We start from the raw sequence: 20,526 nt of genomic DNA, 5'->3' as shown, positions 1-20,526 counted from the left end.
GGCGGCAACTGCCGTGGGCGTGCCCGGGCCGGCATCGCGCAGGCGTTCGGTGATCAGCGCTTCGAGCGGATCGACGGCTTTCTCGGGATAGAGATCGAATACCAGCCGGTGCTTGTAGGCCGCCACGGGTGCGAGCGTGAACACCTGGGGCACGGCCTTTTGTTTGAGGTCGATCACCAGCCGAACGACATTCGGCGAGTTCTGGCCTACGCGTATGGCTTCGATGTTCGGGTCATCGGGGCGCACCTTGGCGACGAGTTCGCGCAGCGCGGGATTCAGATCGATGCCCTCGATGTCGACGGCCAGGCGTGGTGGCGAAGGAATGAAGAATTGCTTGGCGACCAGCGGCGTGTCGGATTCGAGCGTCACGCGCGAGTATTCGGGCGCGGGCCAGACACGCACTGCCAGGATGGAGGCGCCGCGCGCGATCTGCTGCGTTCCCAGAAGCAGGGCCAGGGTGCCGACCTGCAGCAGGCTGCGCCGGGAAGGGGAAGGTGGAAGAACGTCGTTCATTCGGGCCAGTGTGCAAGCAGCGCGCTGCCGGCAGGTGTGTGGGCCATCAGCGTCACGCTGCGCCGCGTTTCGTCGATTGCTTCAATATGGATAGCTATATCTGCAGGCGGCGTCAAGGCTGCTGCTTTTTCCGGCCATTCTGCCAGCTTGAGGCCGGGGCTGGCGAAAATGTCGCGAAAACCTGCGTCTTCCCATTCGCGCGGGTCTTCGAGGCGGTAGAAGTCGAAGTGCCAGATAGCCAGGCCAGGCACTTCATGCGGCTCGACCACGGCATAGGTCGGGCTCTTGATGCGGCCCTGCACGCCGAGCGCGCGCAGCAGATGGCGCACCAGCGTGGTCTTGCCCGCGCCCAGATCGCCATGCAAGGTCAGGTAGGCGTTGCGCAGGCCCGGCCATTGCGCGAGCTGCGCGGCGAAGCGCGCCGTGTCGTCCTCGGCCTGCCACAGCAGCTCGCGGGTCGGCGGCGGCTGGGGGTTTTCTTCGCTTCCTACAATCGCAGGGGTATGGTGTGCAGCAGTCAACTCTTTCCTTTGATGCAAGGCTGGGCCCGCGGGCTGGGATTTTCCCAAATCGGGGTCGCGGGCGTGGATTTGTCCTCATCCGAAGCTGGGTTGATCCAATGGCTGGCCCAAGGGTTCCATGGCGACATGAATTACATGCAGGCCCATGGCCTCAAGCGTGCGCGCCCGGCCGAACTCGTGCCCGGCACCGTGAGCGTGATCACGGTGCGCATGGACTATCTGCCGCGCGATACCCCCCCGGATTGGCAGGCGGTCGAATGGTCGCGGCTCGAACGTCCGGGCGAAGCCATCGTTTCCGTCTATGCCCGTGGACGTGATTATCACAAGGTGTTGCGCGCGCGTCTGCAAAAGCTTTGCGATCTGATCGCCGCCGAAGTCGGCCCGTTCGGTCACCGCGTGTTCACCGACTCCGCGCCCGTGCTCGAAGCCGAACTCGCGCGGCGCAGCGGCCAGGGCTGGCGCGGCAAGCACACGCTGGTGCTCAACCGCGAAGCCGGCTCGATGTTCTTTCTGGGCGAGATCTATGTCGATCTGGCGCTCGAACCCACGGAGCCGGTGACCGCCCACTGCGGCAGCTGCCAGGCCTGCAGCGATGCCTGTCCCACGGGCGCCATCGTCGCGCCCCAGCGTGTCGATGCGCGGCGCTGCATTTCCTATCTGACGATAGAACACGCGGGCGCGATTCCCGAAGCGCTGCGCCCGGCCATGGGCAACCGCATCTACGGCTGCGACGATTGCCAGCTTGCCTGCCCCTGGAACAAGTTCGCCCAGCGCAGCAGCCTGCCCGATTTTGATGCGCGCGCCGGACTGGTAGGCGCCCAATTGGTGCAGCTGTTCGCCTGGGACGAAGCGACTTTTCTGCGCTGCACCGAAGGCAGCCCGATCCGGCGCATAGGCCATCTGCGCTGGCTGCGCAACATCGCCGTGGCGCTGGGCAACGCCTGGCGCGAGACCGGCGACAGCGCCGCGCAGCAGGCCTTGCTCAGCCGCAGCGAGCACCCCCATGAGCTGGTGCGCGAGCATGTGCAGTGGGCACTTGCACAACGCCAGGTGGAAAGCGCCCTCGCACGCTAGTGGTGCAAATCCTAGGGTAAACACTCATGAATTAGTGCCTGCAGGCGCTTTGCCGAACGGGGTCCAACGCTTAGCATTCCTAAGTCTAAAAACCCTAAAAGGTGACTTTTATGTCTCAACGCAATCGCTGGCTCGGCCTTACCCTGGCACTCGCGAGTTCGGTTGTCATGGCCCAGGCCTATCCAACGAAGCCCATCAAACTGCTGGTTCCCTTTGCGGCCGGCGGCACCACCGACATCATTGCGCGCGTGATTGCCGACCCCCTGGGCAAGGAACTGGGCCAGGTCGTCGTGGTCGATAACCGCGGCGGTGGCGGCGGTGCGATCGGTGCGCTCGAGACCGCGCGTCAGAAGCCCGATGGCTACAACCTGGGTATCGCCACGCTGTCGAGCATGGCCACCAACCCGGCCATCAACCCCAAGACGCCTTACGACCCGATCAAGGACTTCACGCCCATCATCAACATTGCGGCCACGCCCAATGTGATCGCGGTGAACCCCAAGTTCCCGGCAACGGACTACAAGTCGTTCGAGGCCTACCTGAAGAAGAACCCCGGCAAGTACTCGTACGGTTCGTCGGGCACGGGCGGCGTGCAGCACATGCTGATGGAGCTGTACAAGAGCCTGACGCAGATCGACATGGTCCACGTGCCCTACCGCGGCGCGGGCCCGGCGCTCAATGACGCCGTTGCCGGTCAGATCCCCATGGTGCTCGACAACCTGCCTTCGGCCCTGCCGTTCATCAAGGACAAGCGCCTGATCGCGATCGCCGTGGCCGCTCCCCAGCGCCTGGCCGTTCTGCCTGACGTGCCGACCTTCAAGGAAGTCGGCCTCGAGCAGGTCAACCGCATGGCGTTCTACGGCATCCTGGGTCCCAAGAACATGCCCAAGGAACTGGTCGACAAGATCAACGCCGCGACGCGCAAGGTGCTGCAGGATCCCGCCGTGCGCAAGCGCATCGAAGACACCGGCTCGCTGGTCGTCGCCAATTCGCCCGAAGAGTTCGCCGCCGAACTCAAGAACGAACTGGCCGTCTACAAGGAAGTGGTCGTCAAGCAGAAGCTGACGCTGGAATAAGCCTGCGCTCCTGCGACACCCGAAAACCCGCAGCGTCCGCGCTGCGGGTTTTTTCATGGCGGCCATCCGGTGTAGGCTTGGCCCATGCCGACTCCCATGTCCCCATCAAATCCGCCGCCCGCGCTGCCGGAAAGCCAGGCCGCCATCGATGCCTTTGTCGATGCGCTGTTTCTCGAGGACGGCCTGTCGCGCAATACGCTGGCCGCGTACCGGCGCGACCTCACACTCTATGCCCAGTGGCTGGCGCAGTTGGGCGAGCCGCTGGCGCTGGACGCCACGCAGGAAGCGCAGCTGCAGGCCTATTTCGCGGCGCGCGTCGAGCAGTCGAAGGCGACCAGCGCCAACCGCCGCCTGACCGTGCTGCGGCGCTATTTCCACTGGGCACTGCGCGAGAAGCGCGTGGCCTGCGACCCCACGGTGCGCCTGCTGGCCGCGCGCCAGCCGCCGCGCCTGCCGCACACGCTGACGCAAGCCCAGGTCGAAGCGCTGCTCAACGCGCCCGATGCCGCCACCCCGCTGGGCCTGCGCGATCGCAGCATGCTCGAGCTGATGTATGCGAGCGGCCTGCGTGTGAGCGAGCTGGTGGGCTTGCAGGGCCATCAGGTGGATCTGCGCGCGGGCGTGGTGCGCGTCACGGGCAAGGGCCAGCGCGAGCGCCTGGTGCCGTTCGGCGACGAGGCCGCCTGGTGGCTGCAGCGCTTTCTGCAGGAAGGGCGCCAGTCCATTCTGGGCGGCCAGCACAGCGACGACCTGTTCGTGACCCAGCGCGGCAGCGGCATGTCGCGCGTGATGTTCTGGCTGCTGGTGAAGAAGTACGCGCAGCAGGCGGGCATCACCGCGCCACTGTCGCCGCACACGCTGCGCCATGCGTTCGCCACCCATCTGCTCAACCACGGCGCCGATCTGCGCGTGGTGCAGATGCTGCTGGGCCATGTCGACATCTCGACCACGACCATCTACACCCATGTGGCGCGCGAACGCCTCAAGAACCTGCATGCCGAACACCATCCGCGGGGATAGCTCAGGGTTTCAATGGATGGTTCTCGTTGCGGTTTTATGACAGCGGTAAGTGTTGCTTACGCAGCCTAAGGCAAAATGCAGGCCTTGCGCCGCGACCGGCCTGTCCGGGCCGCGTGCCTCCCCATACATCTTGATTTCGGAGTGGTCATGACAGATTCTTTGCGTCGCAGCTGGCTCGCCGCCGGTGCGCTGGCCGTGTTGCCCATGGTGGCCTGGGCCCAGCCCCAGTCCTGGCCTGCACGTCCCATCCGCGTGGTGGTGTCCTATCCCGCAGGCGGCGTCAGCGACGTGGTCGCGCGTGCGCTGGGCGACAAGCTCACGGCGCAGCTGGGTCAGCCCATCGTGGTCGAGAACAAGGCCGGTGCCGGCGGTGCGATCGGCCTGGACCAGGTCGCCAAGGCCCAGCCCGACGGCTATACGCTGGGTTTCTCGGCCATCAGCCCGCTGGCGCTGAGCCCCCACCTGGGCAAGCTGCCTTTCGATCCCGCCAAGGATCTGGTGCCCGTGGCCAGCGTGATGTACTCGCCCGTGCTGCTGCTCGCGACCAAGCGCAGCACCGCCAAGGATTTCGGCCAGCTGATCACCCAGGCCAAGAAGGAGCCGGGCAGCATTCGCTGGGCCACGGCCGGCCTCGCGTCGCTGGGCCATATCATGCTGGAGCAGATCGCCTACTCGGCCAAGGCCGAAATCACGCACATCCCTTACAAGGGCGGTGGCCAGCAGCTCAATGACGGACTGAGCGCGCAGTTCGAAGTGCTGTCGACGAATGCCGGCCCCGCGGTGCTGCAGCATATCAAGGCGGGTTCGTTCCACCCGCTGGCCGTGGGCGCGCCCAAGCGGCTCGCATCGCTGCCCAATGTGCCCACGCTGGGCGAGCTGGGTTATGCCTCGGCCAACCTGTCGTCGCTGTTCGGCGTGTTCGCGCCGGCCGGCACGCCTGCGGCCATCGTCGAGCGGCTCAACACCGAAATCAACAAGGCGCTGGCCAACCCCGATCTGCAGGCCAAGCTGGCCGCGACCGACAATGTGTCCACGGGCGGCAAGGCCGCCGAGTTCGCGCGCCAGATCGCCGAAGAGTCGCAAGCCAATGCGCGCATCATCCGCGCGGCAAACATCAAGCTCGATTGAGTTTGCGCGCCTGATGCAAAAAGCCGGCGGTCCTCGCGGACTGCCGGCTTTTTTTGGGCCGCGCGCAGCGGCGTTTATTCGGAATCCAGGCTTTCCGCCCAGGTCAGCGCCTGCAGGTGGGCCCAGTTGACCTGATGATTGGTCAGGTGCAAGGCATTGGCGTTGCGCGCGAATGTCGCGTCGTCGCCGCTTTCACAGGCCTTGGTCAGTTCCAGGAAGGGCGCGAACACGCCCGTGCCGTGCAGCAGCGCATCGACCACGGGCTGGGGCAGGGCCACTGATTCCAGCGCCTTGGCCAGCGGCACGCCCAGCATCACGTCGAGCAGCGAGAACACGCCGACAACAAACGCATTGTCGGATTCCTCGGGCGGCAGCAGTTCTGCCGTGAGCAGTTCCATCAGCCGCCCGCGCACCACGGCCGTCTGGCCCACGGCGGGCGACGAGCCGCCGCTGCGCGAGGTGGTCATCAGCAGCGCGGCCCAGCGGAACAGCTTCTTGAGGCCCAGGATCATCACCGCATGGCGGAACGAGGTGATTTCGCACGACAGCCCGAAGCCCGAGGAGTTGATGAAGCGCAGCAGATTGAAGGACAGCGTCGGGTCCTTCTTCAGCAGGTCTTCGATCTCGGCCGTGCCCGCCTGTTTGCGCAACAGGTTGATGAGCTGCAGGATGGTGGCCTGCGAGGGGCGTATGGTCTGGGCGCGCACCAGATCGGGTTTGGCAAACCAGTAGCCCTGGAAATAGTGCACGCCGAGTTCGCGCATGTGCTCGAACTGTTCGGCGGTCTCGACTTTTTCGGCGACGATCTTGGCGTTGGTATACGTGCGCGCAAAATTCACCAGCGATTGCGCGTCCTTGAGCGCGAACGATTGCAGGTCGAGCTTGACGAAAGACGCCATCGGCAGCCAGCTTGCATACGCGCGGCGCAGCAGGTTCTGGTTGAACGCCAGGCGAAAGCCGCGTTCGCGCAATGCCGTGAAGATGCTGAGCCGGGCTTCGATCTCGGCCTGGGTCGCACCTTCGTCGAGCGTGGGCACTTCGAGCACCACCTTGTCGGGGTGGATCAGTTCGAGGTGGCCGCCGGCCAGGCTTTCCTGCGTGCAGTTGATGAAAACTGCTTTCTGTCCGACCAGCGCTTCGGCGCCCGCATATGACAAGGCATTGAACAGCAGCGCGGCATCGCTGGCGGCGGTATGGGCGTCGCGCGCGGTCGAGCGGTCGAACAATTCGTAACCATAGACCTCGCTTTTCTCGTTCACGATGGCCTGGCGCGCGATCACGGCCAGATTGTCGTCATCGACACCTTGGGGCAAGGTGGGCGAGGCATGGGCACCGGGGGCAATGAAACTCATCGTTTGATTATGCGGGCAAGTTCATTGCGCCGCATTCATGCAGGGCGAGGATGTCACAGCGGATCGGTCAGATGATCGGTCCAGGCCAGGGCCTGCAGGTGCGCGCCGTTGATTTGCGTGCTGTTGAGTTCAAGACTGCGCGCGGCCTGGTCAAAGGCTTCGTCGTCGCTTGACTCGCAGGCCTTGGCCAGCGTCAGCAGCATGGCCAGCGGGCCTTCGTCGCGCAGCAGCGCTGCCGATACGGCGTCGGGCACGTTGATCAGCGCCAGCGCCGGCGCCAGCTGCAGCGGCAGCATGGAGTCGAGCAGCGAGAACAGGCCGGTCACGAAGGCCTGGTCGGCCATCTCCACGCCCATGTCCGCCTCGAGTGCCAGCAGTTCCATGAGACGTCCGCGCACCACGGCCGTCTGGCAGATGGCGGGCGGCGGGCCGCCGTCGCGCGTCGCCGTGAACAGCAGAGCGGCCCAGCGAAACAGTTTGCGCAGACCGAGAATCATCACGGCTTCGCGGAAGGAGTTGACTTCGCGGCGCAGGCCGAAGCCCGCCGAATTGATCAGCCGCATCAGGTTGAACGCCAGTCCCGCGTCTTTCTTCAGCACTTCTTCGATGGCTTCGGTCGTGGCCTGGGTGCGCAGCAGGTTGATCAGCTCGATGATGTGGGCCTGGGCGGGCGGCAGCAGCTGGGTGTGGACTTCGGCCGGGCGCGCGAACAGATAGCCCTGGAACAGTTCCACGCCATGGCGGCTCGCGGTCTCGTAGTGCTGCTGGGTTTCGACTTTCTCGGCAATCAGCTGCGCCTGGGTGTGGCGGCGCGCGTACTGGATCAGTACCGCGAGCTGGTCCAGCGCCAATGCCGACAGGTCGAGCTTGATGTAGTCGGCCAACTGCAGCCAGGGCGCATAGGCGGAGTCGAGCACGCTGTGGCCGAACGCCAGGCGAAAGCCCTGGGCGCGCAGCTCGGCAAGTATTGGCAGGCGCGCGGTCACTTCCTCGCTGGCCGCATGGCCCAGCGGTGGAATCTCGAGCACCATCTGCGCCGGGTTCAGCAGGTCGAGATGACCGCCCGCGAGGCTTTCATGCGTGCAGTTGACGAACAGCAGCTTGGTGCCGACGATGTCTTCGGTGCCCACATGCGACAGCGCGGTGAACACCAGCAGCACGTCGGAGGCGGCGGTGTGCACCGATGCGCCGCGCGAGCGGTTGAACAATTCGTAGCCAACGACCTGGTGCAGGTGGTTGACGATGCACTGCCGGGCAATCAGGGGCGGGGCGGAGGCGGGGACAGTGGTCGAGGGAATCATGGATCGCAATCTATCAGGGCCAGTCAGGGCAGGTGCCCGAGCGCATTGATTGTAGGAACAAGTTTCGCGGCCGGGGGGCTTGAATGCGTGCAGTATTCAGCTTTGTTCGAGCCAGCGCAGCTCGTTCTCGCTGAAGCCGGCCGCGCGCCTGGCCTGCGTGTTGAATGGCGGGCGCAGGCGCGGGGCTTCGTAGCGGCGCATCAATTCGATGAAATGGGCTTCGGGCTCGAGTCCGTCGCGCGCGCAAAGCCAGCGGTACCAATGGTTGCCTATCGCCACATGGCCGACTTCCTCGCGCAGGATCACGTCGAGGATCTCGACCGCGGCCAGCGCGTCGGGCGTGCCGACCTGGCGCAGCTTGGCCTGTATCAGCGGCGTCGCGTCGAGGCCGCGTGCTTCCATGGTGCGCGGCACCAGCGCCATGCGCGCCACGATGTCGTCCTGGGTCTTCTCGCACATCGTCCACTGACCCTGGTGGGCGGGAAAATCGCCGTAGTCGTGGCCCTGGTCGCGCAGGTGGGCGCGCAGCAGGTTGAAATGCTTGGCTTCCTCGGCCGCGACCTGCAGCCAGTCGCGGTAGAACGCTTCGGGCATGCCGGGAAAGCGCCAGATGGCATCGAGCGCGAGGTTGATGGCGTTGTATTCGATGTGGGCGATCGCGTGGATCAGCACCGCGCGGCCATGCGGCGTGGCCGGCGAGCGCCGCGCCATTTCGGTGTGCACGCGCAGCTCGGGGCGTTCGGGGTGGCCGGGCAGCGTGGCGCCGGGCGCGGGCGCAAGTTCCGCGGCCGGATCTATTGAAAAATCCTGCTGCGCATACATATGCAGCGTCTGGCGGGCTTTGCGCTCGGGGTCGGCAAGGCATAAAGCCTCAAGGGCGTGGTGACGTAACTCCATCCCTACAATTCTAGGTTTTACATAACAAGCGGAGACAAACCCGATGGCGATTTATGAACTCGATGGCCGCGCGCCACAAATGGCCGCATCGGCCTGGGTCGCAGACAGCGCCCAGGTGATAGGCGATGTGGTGCTCGGCGAGGACGTGAGCATCTGGTTTGGCAGCGTGCTGCGCGGCGATACCGCAAATCTGAAGATCGGCGCGGGCAGCAATATCCAGGACGCCAGCGTATTGCACGCCGACCCGGGCAAGCCGCTGGTCGTGGGCGAACGCGTGACCGTGGGCCACCAGGTCATGCTGCATGGCTGCACCATCGGTGATGAATCGCTGATCGGCATAGGCGCGGTGATTCTCAACGGCGCGAAGATCGGCAAGAACTGCCTGGTCGGCGCCGGCGCGCTGGTGACCGAAGGCAAGGAATTTCCCGACGGCTCGATGATCATCGGCAGCCCCGCCAAGGCGGTGCGCGAATTGACGCCCGAGCAGATCGAAGGGCTGCGCAACAGCGCGCAGCATTACATTGACAACGCGCGCCGCTACAAGAGCGGCTTGCGCAAGCTCGGCTGAAAACCGGGCATTTTTTCCAGGAACTCCTGCGTGTCTGAACTCCACAAATTCCTTTTCGATGGCCTGCCGGTGCGCGGCATGATCGTGCGCCTGACCGATGCCTGGACCGAAATCCTCGCACGCCGTGCGGGCAACAGCGATACCGGCGCCTATGCACCGCCGGTGCAGGCCTTGCTCGGCGAAATGGCCGCCGCAGGCGTGCTGATGCAGTCGAACATCAAGTTCAATGGGGCGCTGGTCATGCAGGTGTTCGGCGACGGCCCGGTCAAGCTGGCCGTGACCGAAGTCCAGCCCGACCTGAGCGTGCGCGCCACAGCCACGGTGCGCAGCGACCAGCCGGTGGCCGATGACGCCGATCTCGCCGACCTGCTCAATGTGGGCGGCGGCGCGCGCTGCGCGATCACGCTGGACCCCAAGGACCGCCAGCCCGGCCAGCAGCCCTACCAGGGCGTGGTGCCGCTCGAAGACGCCAACGGCCGGCGCTTCGAACGCCTGTCGGATGCGCTGCAGTTCTACATGCTGCAATCGGAGCAGCTCGACACCGTGCTGGTGCTGGCCGCGAACGACAAGGTCGCCGCGGGCCTGCTGATCCAGCGCATGCCGGTCAAGGGCGAGGCCAACCTCGCGGCCGCGACCGAAAGCGCCGATGCCGGCCATGACCAGATCGGCCTGAACGAAGAGTACAACCGCATCGCCACGCTGGCGTCCAGCCTCACGCGCGAAGAGTTGCTGACGCTCGATGTCGACACCATCCTGCGGCGGCTTTTCTGGGAAGAGAAGCTGGTGCGCTTCGAACCCCAGGAAGGCGACACCGCGCCGCGCTTTGCCTGCAACTGCAGCCGCGAACGCGTCGCGGGCATGCTGCGCACGCTGGGCCTCGATGAAATCGAAAGCATCGTGCAGGAGCGCGGTCAGATCGAAGTCGGCTGCGAGTATTGCGGTCAGCAATACCGCTTCGACCCCATCGACGCCGCGACCCTTTTCACGGGCCCCGAAAAGCAGCCGCCGAGTTCGGAAGCCGTGCAATAAGCCGCAGGATCATCCTGCGGTGTGCCGGGTGAACAAGCGCCGCTCGCACTCCGGATCGCTGCACTGCTCGCACATCGGCCGCAGCCGCTGGGCGGCTTCGCCGGGCCGGTGGCGCGCCGTGGCTTCGCAGGGGGCGACGGCGTCTATCGCTTGCAGGGCCTGCGACAGGCGCTGCTGCGGCGTAACTCCATAGACCACGCGAAACACCAGGCCGTTATTTGCGAGCTGGGCGCGCAGCTGGGCGTCTTCGCGCTGCTGGCGTGCCTGCAGCGGCAGCGGGCAGTCGAGATCGAGCCCGCACAGCAGCCAGCATTGCAGCGGCTGCGAGGCAAATTCGGGGGGATGTTCCGCTAGCCAGGCGGCGCTGGCATTCAGAACGGTGCAGTGGGGCAGCGCCAGGGCCAGATCGGCGCACAGCGCGTCGGCGCCGCTGTGGCAGGCGCCCAGCACCTGCACCAGGCAGGCGGACGGAGGGAAAGCCATCGAATGCAGATCAGCGGTGCGTGACCTGCACGAAAATTTCGTTGGGCTTGAGCATGCCCAGTTCGCTGCGGGCCTTGGCTTCGACCATTTCAAGACCGTTCTTGAGGTCGTTGACCTCGACCTGCAGGCGCTCGTTGTCCTGGCGCACCAGGGCATTCGCGGCGTTCTGTCCGTCGATCTGCTCGCGCAGCTCCTGCACATAGGCCACGCTGCCATGGCCCAGCCACAGCTGCGCGTGCACGGCGGCAAGAAGCACCAGCAAAACCAGCGGGACGATGCGATTGACCATGGGAATAGTATCGGTGGCGCTGCGCCGGGGCGCAGCGCCTGCCTTTTTAGCGCAGGTTGTAGAAAGCGTCGCGGCCTGGGTAGACAGCGATTTCGCCCAGATCTTCTTCGATGCGCAGCAGCTGGTTGTACTTGGCCATGCGGTCCGAACGCGACAGCGAGCCGGTCTTGATTTGACCCGCGTTGGTGCCCACGGCGATGTCGGCGATGGTCGAGTCTTCGGTTTCGCCCGAACGGTGCGAGATCACGGCCGTGTAGCCTGCACGCTTGGCCATTTCGATGGCGGCAAACGTTTCGGTCAGCGTACCGATCTGGTTGATCTTGATCAGGATGGAATTGGCAATCTTCTTGTCAATGCCTTCCTTGAGGATCTTGGTGTTGGTGACGAACAGATCGTCGCCCACCAGCTGGACCTTGGCGGCCAGGCGGTCGGTCAGGATCTTCCAGCCATCCCAGTCGCCTTCGGCCATGCCGTCTTCGATCGAGATGATGGGGTACTTGTCGCACCAGCCGGCCAGCATGTCGGTCCACTGCGTTGCCGTCAGCGTCAGGTTGCCTTCACCGGCCAGCACGTACATGCCGTCCTTGTAGAACTCGCTGGCGGCGCAGTCCAGGCCCAGGGCGATCTGTTCGCCGGCCTTGTAGCCCGCGGCTTCGATCGCGTCGAGGATCAGCTGGATCGCGGCTTCGTGGTTTTCCACGGAAGGCGCGAAACCGCCTTCGTCGCCCACGGCCGTGCTCATGCCCTTGTCATGGATGATCTTCTTGAGTGCGTGGAACACTTCGGCGCCCCAGCGCACGGCTTCGCGGAAGGTCGGTGCGCCCACGGGAATGATCATCAGCTCTTGCAGGTCGAGCGAATTGTTGGCGTGCGCGCCACCGTTGATGACGTTCATCATCGGCACGGGCAGCTGCATGCCGCCCATGCCGCCGAGGTAGCGGTACAGCGGCAGGCCGGCTTCTTCGGCGGCGGCGCGGGCCACGGCCATCGACACGGCGAGCATGGCGTTGGCGCCCAGGCGGCCCTTGTTGTCGGTGCCGTCGAGGTCGATCAAGGTCTTGTCGAGGAAAGCTTGTTCCGAGGCGTCAAGGCCCAGCACGGCTTCCGAGATTTCGGTGTTGATGTGTTCCACGGCCTTGAGCACGCCCTTGCCCAGGTAACGGCTCTTGTCGCCGTCGCGCAGCTCGATGGCTTCGCGCGAACCGGTGGACGCGCCCGACGGCACGGCCGCACGGCCCATCACGCCCGATTCCAGCAGCACGTCGCATTCGACGGTAGGGTTGCCGCGGCTGTCCAGCACTTCGCGGCCAACGATATCAACAATCGCACTCATGATTTTCCTTTGAAGGTTTTTTGAATCAGGTCATCCAGCCACGCAGCGGGGCAGGGCCCCGGCGCTGGGAGTCAGGCAGGGTCTCAGGCGCCAAACTGGTTTTCGAGGAAACCGTTGCGCTTGGTCACGTCGTCGAGCGCCACCAGGGTTTCGAGCAGCGCGCGCATGTGCTTGAGCGGCACGGCGTTCGGGCCGTCGGACAGCGCATTGCAGGGATCGGGGTGGGTTTCCATGAACAGACCGGAAACCCCCACGGCCACGGCCGCGCGCGACAGCACGGGCACCATCTCGCGCATGCCGCCGCTGGTCTCGCCATTGCCGCCGGGCAACTGCACGCTGTGCGTCGCGTCGAACACCACGGGGGCGTTGGTCTCGCGCATGATGGCCAGCGAACGCATGTCGCTGACCAGGTTGTTGTAGCCGAAGCTCGCGCCGCGCTCGCAGGCGGTGAACGAATCTTCGGGCAGGCCCACTTCGAGCGCCGCGGCGCGCGCCTTGGCGATCACATGCTTCATGTCATGCGGCGCAAGGAACTGGCCCTTCTTGATGTTCACCGGCTTGCCCGACTGGGCGACCGCGCGGATGAAATCGGTCTGGCGGCACAGGAAGGCCGGCGTCTGCAGCATGTCGACGATGCTCGCCACATAGGGCACTTCCTCGACGGTGTGCACATCGGTCAGGATGGGAACGTTGAGTTCCTTGCGCACCTTGGCAAGAATCTCCAGGCCTTTTTCCATGCCCGGGCCGCGAAAGCTCGCGCCCGAGGAACGGTTGGCCTTGTCGAAACTGCTCTTGAAGATGAAGTTGATGCCCAGGCTCGAAGTGATTTCCTTGAGCTGGCCGGCCACGTCCATCTGCAGCTGCTCGGACTCGACCACGCAAGGGCCGGCAATGAGGAAAAAGCGCTGGTCCAGACCGATGTCAAAGCCGCAGAGTTTCATGGGAGTTTCCTTTAACGGAGGCGATCAGGCCTTGGTGGCGCCGGCGCGCTGCTTCTGGTGCGCGAGCGCGGCCTTGATGAAGGCGTTGAACAGCGGGTGGCCGTTCCAGGGCGTGGACTTGAACTCGGGGTGGAACTGCACGCCGATGTACCAGGGGTGGACATCGCTGGGCAGCTCGACGATTTCGGTCAGGTTCTCGCGCTGGGTCAGCGCCGAGATCACCAGGCCGGCGTCGCGCAACTTGTCCAGGTAGTTCACGTTGGCTTCGTAGCGGTGGCGATGGCGCTCGGTCACGACCGGGCCATAGATGCTGTGGGCCAGCGTATTTGCCTGCACGTCGGAGCTTTGCGCGCCCAGGCGCATGGTGCCGCCCAGATCGGAGTTCTCGTCACGCTTCTTGATCGTGCCGTCCTCGTCCTTCCACTCGTTGATCAGCGCGATCACGGGGTGGGGAGTCGTGGGGTCGAACTCGGTCGAGTTGGCCTTGTCGAGGCCGGCGACATGGCGCGCGTACTCGATGGTGGCCACTTGCATGCCCAGGCAGATGCCCAGGTAAGGCACCTTGTTCTCGCGCGCAAAGCGCGCGGTGCAGATCTTGCCTTCGACACCGCGCGAGCCGAAGCCGCCGGGCACCAGAATGGCGTCGTACTTGGCGAGCTTCTCGTTCGCATCCGCGGCTTCGATGGTCTCGGAGTCGAGGTGATCGATCTTCACGCGCACATGGTTGCGCATGCCGGCGTGGCGCAGGGCTTCGTTGACAGACTTGTAGCTGTCGGACAGGTCGACATACTTGCCGACCATGGCAATCCTGACTTCGCCCTGGGGGTGCTCGGTCTCATGGACCAGCTCGTCCCAGCGCTTGAGGCTGGTGGGCGGCGTGTTCAGGCGCAGCTTGTCGCAGACCAGGCCGTCGAGGCCTTGCTCGTGCAGCATGCGCGGCACCTTGTAGATGGTGTCGACGTCCCACATCGAGATCACGCCCCATTCGGGAACGTTGGTGAACAGCGAAATCTTTTCGCGTTCTTCGGCGGGAACGGGGTGCAGTGCGCGGCACAGCAGCGCGTCGGGCTGGATGCCGATTTCGCGCAGCTTCTGCACCGTGTGCTGGGTGGGCTTGGTCTTGAGCTCACCGGCCGTGGCGATCCAGGGCAGGTAGGTCAGGTGCACGAAAGCCGAATTGTTCGGGCCGAGCTTGAGGCTCAGCTGGCGCACGGCTTCGAGGAAGGGCAGCGATTCGATGTCGCCCACGGTGCCGCCGATTTCGCAGATGGCCACATCGACAGCGTCCGGCGTGCCTATGCCGGCGCCGCGCTTGATGTAGTCCTGGATTTCGTTGGTCACGTGCGGGATGACCTGCACGGTCTTGCCCAGGTAGTCGCCGCGGCGTTCCTTCTCGAGCACGCTCTGATAGATGCGGCCGGTGGTGAAGTTGTTGGACTGCTTCATGCGCGTTTCGATGAAACGCTCGTAATGACCCAGGTCCAGATCGGTTTCAGCGCCGTCGTCCGTCACGAACACTTCACCATGCTGGAACGGCGACATAGTGCCAGGATCCACGTTGATGTAGGGATCGAGCTTGATCAGAGTGACTTTGAGGCCGCGCGATTCGAGGATCGCAGCAAGGGAGGCGGAGGCGATTCCCTTGCCCAGGGAAGACACCACACCGCCGGTGACGAAGACAAATTTGGTCATGTCTTTATAGAAGCTCTGCGCAGATCGAGCGGCAAGTGGACGTGAATGCACACGGCGCGACAGTTGCGCGAAGCTTGCCTTATAGGTGTTGGTAAAGAAGGATTATAGATGCGTGCCCATTTCGCATGTCCGGACTCGGGCAGTTATCCCCTGTCAAACGGCTGTCCATCGGCTGGTCGACTCTGCTAAATTAGGTGCATGAAAGAGTTCGCTGGTAAACATCTGGTTCTGGGCCTCAGTGGAGGTGTAGCTTGTTACAAGTCGGCGGAGCTGTGCCGGCTGCTGATCAAGGCCGGCGCGACCGTGCAGGTCGTGATGACCGAAGCGGCCGAGCAGTTCATCACGCCCGTGACCATGCAGGCGCTGTCGGGCCGCACGGTCTACGGCTCGCAATGGGATGCGCGCGAGCCCAACAACATGCCGCACATCAATCTGAGCCGCGAGGCCGACGCCATCCTGATCGCGCCCTGCAGCGCCGATTTCGCGGCGCGCCTGGTCCAGGGACGGTCGGACGAACTGCTGAGCCTGCTGTGCCTGGCGCGGCCCATGGAGCGCGTGCCGCTGCTGCTCGCGCCGGCCATGAACCGCGAAATGTGGGTCCACCCCGCAACCCAGCGCAATTTCGCCCAGGTCGCGCGCGACGGCGCCACGGTGCTGGGCGTGGGCACGGGCGAGCAGGCCTGCGGCGAGACCGGCGACGGCCGCATGCTCGAGCCGGCCGAACTCATGGAAGAGCTCAGCGCCTTCTTCACGCCGCAGAAACTTGCAGGCCAGCATCTGCTGGTCACGGCCGGCCCTACGTTCGAGGCGATAGACCCGGTGCGCGGCATCACCAACCGCTCCAGCGGCAAGATGGGCTTTGCGATTGCGCGCGCGGCGCGCGAAGCCGGCGCCGAAGTCACGCTCGTGGCCGGTCCCGTGCACCTGCCCACGCCGCGCGGCGTGCGCCGCATCAATGTGGAGTCGGCCGAACAGATGGGAATGGCCGTGGCGCAGGTGGTTGATGTGGCGACGGTGTTCATCGCCACCGCGGCCGTGGCCGACTGGCGCCCGGCCCAGGCTTCGCAGCACAAGATCAAGAAGGACGGCTCGGGCGAAGTGCCCGCGCTGGCGTTCATAGAGAACCCCGACATCCTGGCGCATGTGGCGCAGTCGCCGCGCGCGCGCGCCGGCCAACTGTACTGCGTGGGCTTCGCCGCGGAGAGCCACGACCTGCTGAACCATGCGACGGCCAAGCGGCTGCGCAAGCAGGTGCCGCTGCTGGTCGGCAACATCGGCCCGGCGACGTTCGGCCAGGACGACAACGCCCTGGTGCTGATCGACGCCGACGGTCACCGCGAACTTCCACATGCGTCCAAGCGCGTGCTGGCCCAGCAACTCGTCGCCGAGATCGCGCAGCGCCTGGGCGCCGCGCCGTCCATGCTGCGACCCGGCGCTTCACAGGTGCTCACATGAACCTATGGACCAACAATCTGCCGCCTTTCAAGGGCCGCAGGAAGACGCCGCTGGGCCCTGACACTTCGGTGCATCTGGGCAGCTCCGACTACAGCGGCCCGGCCGATGGCGACTTCGCGCGCTATGTCGAGCAGCTGCTGTCGAATGCCGAAAGCCAGCGCCTGGCACATGCCCGCCCGAGCGCGCCGGCGCACGACGCCCGCGCCGCCGCGCGGCCCACGGCCAGCAATCAGGCCAACGCGCGGCGCAACTCCGCGCCCGCCGGCAAGAACGCCACGGCCGACAGCCTCGCGCGCCTGCGCTCCCAGGCGCAGGACGCCATCAACAAACCCGCGCTCAAGACCGGCATGAAGCTGTGGCCGCTGCTGGTCTGGGTGCCCGTGGCCCTGGCCATCGTTTTCTGGCAGGGCGGAATGGTGTGGTTGATCGGCCTGATCCTGGTCGGCAGCTGGGTGGTCAACCTCTTTCGCAAGGTGCTGGGCAGCAAGAAGGGCTGAACGCCGGCCTCTGGCCATATCGGTCAGTCGATCACGACATTGGCTTCCTTGGACAGCCGCGCGTACTTGGTGGTGTCCGACTTGATCTGCTCGGCCATCTGCTCTGCCGAGTTGCCTATGGGCTCGGCGCCCACGTCCGCCATGCGCTTCTTGAAGTCCGGCGAGTGGATCACCTTGACCATCTCGCTGTTCAGCTTGGCGACCACATCCTTGGGCGTGCCGGCCGGCGCGAGAATGCCGAACCAGGTGCCTTGATCAAATCCCTTGAGGCCGGCTTCCTCCAGCGTGGGAACGTCGGGCAAGGTGCTCGAGCGCTTGGCGGTCGTCACGGCCAGCGGGCGCAGCTTGCCGCTCTTGATGAAGGGAACGACGGGCGTGAGCGTGTCGAACGACATGGCGACCTGGCCGCCCAGCAGATCGGTGGTCAGCGGCGCGCTGCCTTTGTAGGGCACATGCAGCAGCTCTATGCCCGACATCGCGGCGAACTGCGTGCCGACCAGGTGCTGCAGCGTGCCATTGCCGTTCGAGCCATAGGCCAGCTTGTCCTTGGCGGCCCTGGCTTCGGCGACCAGGCCCTTCACATCCGTGACCGGCGATTTCGCATTGATCACCAGCACGTTGGGCACCAGCGCCAGCGTGGTGATGGGCGCAAAGCTTTTCTCGAAGTCGTAGGGCAGCTTCTTGTAGACGCTGGTCGCGATCGCGTGGTGTACCGCGCCCAGCAGCAGCGTGTAGCCATCGGGCTTGGCCGCGGCGACATAGGCCGCGCCCAGCGTCGCGCCCGCGCCGGGCCGGCTTTCGACGATCACCGGCTGGCCCAGGCTTTGCGACAGCTTGTCGGTGAGCGCGCGTGCCAGCACGTCGGAGCTGCCGCCGGGCGGGAACGGCACGACCAGCGTGATCGGCTTGGCGGGAAAGCCCTGGGCGCAGGCGAGCGCCGAGGTCAGGCCGAGGGCGATGGCCACGAATGTGGCGCGCGGGCGAATGGCGGGAATCTTCACGGTTTGTCTCCTTGTTGTTGGTTTCATTCTGGGCTGGCAAGGCAGAGCGTGACCGGGCGCGAAGTTAATGTGTCTTTAACCTGAAGAAAACAATCCTGGTGGTTTGTCCGAATGGTTGTCCAACGGCCGAGGCGCTAGACATCCGGCCCGGGTCCTGCCGCGAGGCCTGAGCCCGGGCCTTGCGAGCGGGCGGCGCGCGGCCGCTCGGGAGGCGGGCGATCAGGCGGCCTTGCGCAGCGCCGTCGCGGCCAGCTGTTCGCAGACGGCCTGCGTGACCTGGGCGGTGGTCGCCGTGCCGCCCAGATCGCGCGTGTGCAGTGCGGGGTTGGCGGTCACGCTTTCGACGGCCTGCATGACTTGCGCCGCGGCTTCGTGCTCGCCCAGGTGTTCGAGCAGCATCACCACCGACCAGAACGTGCCCACGGGATTGGCCAGGCCCTGGCCCATGATGTCGAACGCCGAGCCATGGATGGGTTCGAACATCGAGGGGTAGCGGCGCTCGGGGTCGATGTTGCCCGTGGGGGCGATGCCCAGGCTGCCGGCCAGGGCCGCGGCCAGGTCGCTGAGGATGTCGGCATGCAGGTTGGTGGCGACTATGGTGTCCAGCGTCGCGGGGCGGTTGACCATGCGCGCCGTGGCGGCGTCGACCAGTTCCTTGTCCCAGGTGACATCGGGAAACTCCTTGGAAATCTGCACTGCGATCTCGTCCCACATCACCATCGCATGGCGCTGGGCATTGCTCTTGGTGACCACGGTCAGCAGCTTGCGCGGGCGCGATTGGGCCAGCTTGAACGCGTAGCGGATGATGCGCTCCACGCCGGCGCGCGTCATCATCGAGACGTCGGTCGCGGCTTCGATGGGGTGGCCCTGGTGCACGCGCCCGCCCACGCCCGAGTACTCGCCTTCGGAGTTCTCGCGCACGATCACCCAGTTGAGGTCGTCGGGGCCGCAGCGCTTGAGCGGGCCGTCGATGCCGGGCAGGATGCGCGTGGGGCGCACGTTGGCGTATTGGTCGAAGCCCTGACAGATCTTCAGACGCAGGCCCCACAGCGTGATGTGGTCGGGAATATGCGGGTCGCCGGCCGAGCCGAACAGGATCGCGTCCTTGTTCTTCAGCGCTTCGAGGCCGTCGGCGGGCATCATCACGCCGTGTTCGCGGTACCAGTCGCCGCCCCAGCCGAAGTTCTCGAATTCGAACTGAAAATTGCTGCCGGCGCGCGCCAGCGCCTGCAGCACTTCCTGGCCCGCGGGCACGACTTCCTTGCCTATGCCGTCGCCGGGAATGGTTGCAATGCGGTATGTCTTCATGGTTGGCTTCCGTTGGATGGGGGATGGCCGACTTTAGGCACTCGACACCGCTTGCGACCGCCGCTAAAGTCAATCCAGTATTTACTTGAAATTAACAGTGAGGCCTCTCCATGGGCAATGGAATCCAACCCGCAGACCTCGGTTTCTTCTCGGTGCTGGCCAGCGCGGGCAGCCTCAGCGCGGCCGCGCGCGAGCTGGGCATCACCACGCCCGCGGTGAGCAAGCATCTGGCGCTGATGGAGTCGCGCGTGGGCGTTTCGCTGGTCAGCCGCACCACGCGGCGCATGAGCCTCACGCAGGAAGGCGAGGTCTACCTGGAGCATGCGCGCCGCATCCTGGGCGAGATCGACGACATGGAGCAGCTGATCGGCGGCGCCAAGGCGTCGGCCAAGGGCCTGCTGCGCGTCAATGCGACGCTGGGCTTTGGCCGCACGCATGTCGCGCCCATCATTTCGCGCTTCGTCGCGGAGTTTCCCGATGTCGAAGTGCAGCTGCAGCTGTCGGTGAACCCGCCGCCGCTGACCGAGGATGTGTTCGACGTCTGCATACGCTTTGGCGCGCCGCCCGACGCGCGCGTCATCGCCAGGCATATTGCGCCCAACCGCCGCCTGCTGTGCGCTTCGCCGGCCTATATCGCCAGGCACGGCCTGCCCAAGGTCGCGAGCGACCTGGCGCGCCACAACTGCATAGGCATACGCCAGGGCGAGGAAGCCTACGGCGTCTGGCGGCTGACCAGCGGCCGCGGTCGGGCGACGCTCACCGAAGTCGTCAAGACGCGCGGCAATCTGACGACCAACGACGGCGAGATCGCCGTCAACTGGGCGCTCGACGGCCATGGCATTTTGATGCGCGCCGAGTGGGACATCGAAAGGCATCTGGCGAGCGGCCGGCTGGTGCCGGTGCTGCCCCAGTGCCATACGCCCGACGCCGACATCTACGCGGTCTATCCGCAACGCCACAAGAACGCGGGCCGGGTGCGCGCCTTTGTCGATTTCATCACCCGCGCTTTCGAGCAGCGTCCGGCCGCGGGCGAAAATCCCTGAACCCG

At 65.3% G+C, this 20,526-nt stretch carries 21 protein-coding genes; 9 read left to right on the top strand and 12 right to left on the bottom strand.

The features are described from left to right. Together KHY18_RS20870 and tsaE are read right to left on the bottom strand one after the other, a co-directional pair. The coding region (locus KHY18_RS20870; protein WP_213304345.1) for an AMIN domain-containing protein at positions 1-513 on the bottom strand (513 nt) is incomplete at its 3' end. After that, complete coding sequence (gene tsaE / locus KHY18_RS20865) at positions 510-1,034, bottom strand: tRNA (adenosine(37)-N6)-threonylcarbamoyltransferase complex ATPase subunit type 1 TsaE (RefSeq protein ID WP_213304342.1); 525 nt, start codon at positions 1,032-1,034, stop codon at positions 510-512. The genes KHY18_RS20870 and tsaE, both read right to left, overlap by 4 nt. A 12-nt stretch (positions 1,035-1,046) precedes the next feature. Here tsaE and queG point away from each other — a divergent pair, with 12 nt between their 5' ends. The 4 genes from queG to KHY18_RS20845 all read left to right on the top strand — a co-directional run bounded on the left by queG (position 1,047) and on the right by KHY18_RS20845 (position 5,332). After that, positions 1,047-2,108, top strand: coding sequence for a tRNA epoxyqueuosine(34) reductase QueG (queG, locus tag KHY18_RS20860; protein ID WP_213304339.1), 1,062 nt, complete (start codon positions 1,047-1,049; stop codon positions 2,106-2,108). 110 nt (positions 2,109-2,218) lie between these two features. Then, a complete protein-coding gene (locus KHY18_RS20855; RefSeq protein WP_213304336.1) occupies positions 2,219-3,184 on the top strand; it encodes a tripartite tricarboxylate transporter substrate binding protein BugE in 966 nt (321 codons plus the stop codon). 96 nt (positions 3,185-3,280) lie between these two features. After that, the gene (xerD, locus tag KHY18_RS20850) at positions 3,281-4,204 is read left to right on the top strand and encodes a site-specific tyrosine recombinase XerD (protein ID WP_249729267.1); all 924 of its coding nucleotides are present in this window, start codon (positions 3,281-3,283) and stop codon (positions 4,202-4,204) included. A 147-nt stretch (positions 4,205-4,351) separates the two neighbouring features. Continuing rightward, positions 4,352-5,332 carry a Bug family tripartite tricarboxylate transporter substrate binding protein gene (locus KHY18_RS20845; protein ID WP_213304330.1) on the top strand — a complete coding sequence of 327 codons (981 nt, stop codon included), beginning with the start codon at positions 4,352-4,354 and terminating at the stop codon, positions 5,330-5,332. Between the two features lie 74 nt (positions 5,333-5,406). Here the strand turns inward: KHY18_RS20845 and KHY18_RS20840 are convergent, their stop codons facing one another. The 3 genes from KHY18_RS20840 to KHY18_RS20830 form a co-directional block, all read right to left on the bottom strand. Then, positions 5,407-6,684, bottom strand: coding sequence for an EAL and HDOD domain-containing protein (locus tag KHY18_RS20840; RefSeq protein ID WP_213304328.1), 1,278 nt, complete (start codon positions 6,682-6,684; stop codon positions 5,407-5,409). A 53-nt stretch (positions 6,685-6,737) separates the two neighbouring features. After that, positions 6,738-7,985 carry an EAL and HDOD domain-containing protein gene (locus tag KHY18_RS20835; RefSeq protein ID WP_213304326.1) on the bottom strand — a complete coding sequence of 416 codons (1,248 nt, stop codon included), beginning with the start codon at positions 7,983-7,985 and terminating at the stop codon, positions 6,738-6,740. Positions 7,986-8,081: 96 nt separating this feature from the next. Beyond that, on the bottom strand, positions 8,082-8,882 hold the full coding sequence (locus KHY18_RS20830; RefSeq protein WP_213304323.1) for a ferritin-like domain-containing protein: 801 nt from the start codon (positions 8,880-8,882) through the stop codon (positions 8,082-8,084). 43 nt (positions 8,883-8,925) lie between these two features. On the opposite strand from KHY18_RS20830, the gene KHY18_RS20825 reads away from it, so the two are divergent. Next, complete coding sequence (locus tag KHY18_RS20825) at positions 8,926-9,450, top strand: gamma carbonic anhydrase family protein (protein WP_213304321.1); 525 nt, start codon at positions 8,926-8,928, stop codon at positions 9,448-9,450. 30 nt (positions 9,451-9,480) lie between these two features. Then, positions 9,481-10,479: an Hsp33 family molecular chaperone HslO gene (gene hslO / locus KHY18_RS20820; protein ID WP_213304319.1), complete on the top strand. Its 999-nt coding sequence runs from the start codon at positions 9,481-9,483 to the stop codon at positions 10,477-10,479. Between the two features lie 9 nt (positions 10,480-10,488). Here hslO and KHY18_RS20815 read toward each other — a convergent pair whose 3' ends face one another. From KHY18_RS20815 to pyrG, 5 genes are all read right to left on the bottom strand, one after another. Further along, a complete protein-coding gene (locus tag KHY18_RS20815) occupies positions 10,489-10,962 on the bottom strand; it encodes a hypothetical protein (RefSeq protein ID WP_213304316.1) in 474 nt (157 codons plus the stop codon). A gap of 10 nt (positions 10,963-10,972) precedes the next feature. Further along, positions 10,973-11,251, bottom strand: coding sequence for a septum formation initiator family protein (locus tag KHY18_RS20810; RefSeq protein WP_213304313.1), 279 nt, complete (start codon positions 11,249-11,251; stop codon positions 10,973-10,975). Positions 11,252-11,297: 46 nt separating this feature from the next. Beyond that, positions 11,298-12,584: a phosphopyruvate hydratase gene (eno, locus tag KHY18_RS20805; RefSeq protein ID WP_213304310.1), complete on the bottom strand. Its 1,287-nt coding sequence runs from the start codon at positions 12,582-12,584 to the stop codon at positions 11,298-11,300. 83 nt (positions 12,585-12,667) lie between these two features. Next, positions 12,668-13,525 carry a 3-deoxy-8-phosphooctulonate synthase gene (kdsA, locus tag KHY18_RS20800; protein WP_213304307.1) on the bottom strand — a complete coding sequence of 286 codons (858 nt, stop codon included), beginning with the start codon at positions 13,523-13,525 and terminating at the stop codon, positions 12,668-12,670. Between the two features lie 24 nt (positions 13,526-13,549). Continuing rightward, the gene (pyrG, locus tag KHY18_RS20795; RefSeq protein WP_213304305.1) at positions 13,550-15,217 is read right to left on the bottom strand and encodes a CTP synthase; all 1,668 of its coding nucleotides are present in this window, start codon (positions 15,215-15,217) and stop codon (positions 13,550-13,552) included. Positions 15,218-15,415: 198 nt separating this feature from the next. On the opposite strand from pyrG, the gene coaBC reads away from it, so the two are divergent. Both coaBC and KHY18_RS20785 read left to right on the top strand, forming a co-directional pair. Continuing rightward, positions 15,416-16,672 carry a bifunctional phosphopantothenoylcysteine decarboxylase/phosphopantothenate--cysteine ligase CoaBC gene (gene coaBC, locus KHY18_RS20790; RefSeq protein ID WP_213304303.1) on the top strand — a complete coding sequence of 419 codons (1,257 nt, stop codon included), beginning with the start codon at positions 15,416-15,418 and terminating at the stop codon, positions 16,670-16,672. Next, complete coding sequence (locus tag KHY18_RS20785; RefSeq protein WP_213304300.1) at positions 16,669-17,169, top strand: hypothetical protein; 501 nt, start codon at positions 16,669-16,671, stop codon at positions 17,167-17,169. The genes coaBC and KHY18_RS20785 overlap by 4 nt, the downstream gene beginning before the upstream one ends. A gap of 23 nt (positions 17,170-17,192) precedes the next feature. On the opposite strand, the gene KHY18_RS20780 is transcribed toward KHY18_RS20785, so the two are convergent. Both KHY18_RS20780 and KHY18_RS20775 read right to left on the bottom strand, forming a co-directional pair. Further along, entirely contained in the window at positions 17,193-18,197 is a 1,005-nt protein-coding gene (locus tag KHY18_RS20780; protein WP_213304298.1) for a tripartite tricarboxylate transporter substrate binding protein, read from the bottom strand. A gap of 192 nt (positions 18,198-18,389) precedes the next feature. Continuing rightward, positions 18,390-19,478: a tartrate dehydrogenase gene (locus KHY18_RS20775; RefSeq protein WP_213304295.1), complete on the bottom strand. Its 1,089-nt coding sequence runs from the start codon at positions 19,476-19,478 to the stop codon at positions 18,390-18,392. 110 nt (positions 19,479-19,588) lie between these two features. Here KHY18_RS20775 and KHY18_RS20770 point away from each other — a divergent pair, with 110 nt between their 5' ends. Continuing rightward, positions 19,589-20,521: a LysR family transcriptional regulator gene (locus KHY18_RS20770; RefSeq protein ID WP_213304292.1), complete on the top strand. Its 933-nt coding sequence runs from the start codon at positions 19,589-19,591 to the stop codon at positions 20,519-20,521. The last annotated feature ends 5 nt before the right edge of the window (positions 20,522-20,526 follow it).

Origin of the sequence: Acidovorax sp. CCYZU-2555 (genome assembly GCF_018413525.1) — a bacterium.
Taxonomy (GTDB): domain Bacteria; phylum Pseudomonadota; class Gammaproteobacteria; order Burkholderiales; family Burkholderiaceae_C; genus Comamonas.
The sequence above is the reverse complement of the archived record's forward strand: the minus strand, read 5'-3'. Positions and strand labels throughout refer to the sequence as shown.